The following is a 1,210-nucleotide window of genomic DNA, read 5'->3' as shown; positions in this document are numbered from 1 at the left end:
CTAGTGTGGCGATTCTCAAGTTCGCATAATTAATCTGGCTTGTCGGTGCGTCGATCAAGAGCTGACGCTGCTCGACCCACCGACGCTACTATCTCGTCAGCGGTTTTCCGCCATTGGAAAGGTTTGGGGTTCTCGTTATAGACCGTCAGGTAGTGACGGATGGAATCCTCCAAGTCCTTCACGCTGGTGTGCGCCTGACGCTTGATCCACCTCTCACTGATGGTGGAAAAGAATCGCTCTACCAGATTCAACCATGATGCTGACGTTGGCGTGAAATGAACATGATAGCGCGGCCTCTCCGCCAACCAAGCCTTCACCTTATCGGTCTTGTGTGTCCCATAGTTGTCCAGGATGAGATGGACATCGAGATCCGCTGGCACTGACCGGTCGATGGCATTGAGAAACTCAAGAAACTCCGCACTGCGGTGCCGCCGTTTGAGGCGACCAATGACTTTACCTGTCGCAATGTCCAGTGCAGCAAACAGCGAGGTCGTGCCATGACGCTTGTAGTCGTGGGTACGGGTCTCGGGCTGCCCAAAGGTCAATGGCAAGCCTGGCTGGGTACGGTTAAGTGCCTGAATCTGGCTCTTCTCGTCAACCGACAAGACGATCGCCCGGTCAGGAGGGTCCATGTAGAGACCGACGACGTCGTGCACCTTGTCGACGAAAGCCGGATCGGTAGACAGCTTGAACGTCTTCTCCATATGGGGTTTAAGGCCGAAAGCCCGCCATATCCGGTGCACACTGGCCGGGGAAATCCCTGTCACTTCGCTCATGGAACGCGTGCTCCAGTGGCTGGCATCCTCAGGCTTTTCCTGGCGGACCCGATCAATGACTTCCTGAACCACGTCATCAGAAATTGATCGTGGACGGCCACTACGAACTTCATCATTCAGGCCGTCCAGGCCATAGTCAGCAAAGCGACGCCGCCACTTCGAGACCGTTTGTGCAGTGATGCCCAATCGCTTGCCAATAGATGTGCCGGGCTCACCGTCTTTGCAACCCAGTATGATCAAGGCGCGGAGACGTTCGTCGGCAGGCCCTTTCCGAGCGGCTACTCGCCGATTCAGCTCAGCAAGCTGGTCGTTTGTGACGGTTATCTGAGTGGCAGGCCGACCTCGCTTGGCCATGATACCTCCAGCAATGGTGCGGAATTCAGGTATCAGGATAGACTATATTTATAGTACTTACTTGTGAGACACCACACTAG

Annotated in this window: 1 protein-coding gene; it reads right to left on the bottom strand. The window is 55.0% G+C overall.

Annotation, left to right across the window (positions count from 1 at the left end; all coding sequences use genetic code 11):
- Nucleotides 1-29: 29 nt before the first annotated feature.
- Nucleotides 30-1,130 (bottom strand): IS630 family transposase, encoded by a 1,101-nt coding sequence (locus GRB96_RS15440; protein WP_161433172.1) that lies wholly within the window; start codon nucleotides 1,128-1,130, stop codon nucleotides 30-32.
- Nucleotides 1,131-1,210: the final 80 nt, after the last annotated feature.

This window comes from Halomonas alimentaria (assembly GCF_009902005.1).
Classification (GTDB): domain Bacteria; phylum Pseudomonadota; class Gammaproteobacteria; order Pseudomonadales; family Halomonadaceae; genus Halomonas; species Halomonas alimentaria.
Note: the sequence above shows the minus strand (reverse complement) of the source record. Positions and strands in the feature narration are given on the sequence as shown.